Genomic DNA, 242 nt, shown 5'->3' on the forward strand with positions numbered 1-242 from the left:
GGTGCTTTCCTTTTTTGTGTTGGTTGGTTGTTGGTGCGCTGTTGGGTGTCTGGGATGACACACGTGTTGTTGTTCCTGTGTGACAGGTTGCTGCGTGCTGCAGGTGGGCTGCTGTGTGGTGGTTTGTTCTGTGGTGTGTGGGTGTTGTGTGAGAACTGGATAGTGGACGCGAGCATCTTGTTTTTCTGTAAGTTCGATTTTTCATGCAGTTTTTCTGTTTGTGATTGTTCTTAGTTATTTGT

Annotated in this window: 1 protein-coding gene; it reads left to right on the forward strand. The window is 46.7% G+C overall.

The window, feature by feature from the left end; genetic code table 11:
• A partial coding sequence (locus HMPREF3011_RS11245) for a hypothetical protein (protein WP_210401629.1) occupies positions 1 to 234 on the forward strand: 234 nt, incomplete at its 5' end.
• Positions 235 to 242: the final 8 nt, after the last annotated feature.

The sequence above is a fragment of the Corynebacterium sp. HMSC074C04 genome (genome assembly GCF_001838295.1).
In the GTDB taxonomy this organism is placed as follows: Bacteria; Actinomycetota; Actinomycetes; order Mycobacteriales; family Mycobacteriaceae; genus Corynebacterium; species Corynebacterium amycolatum.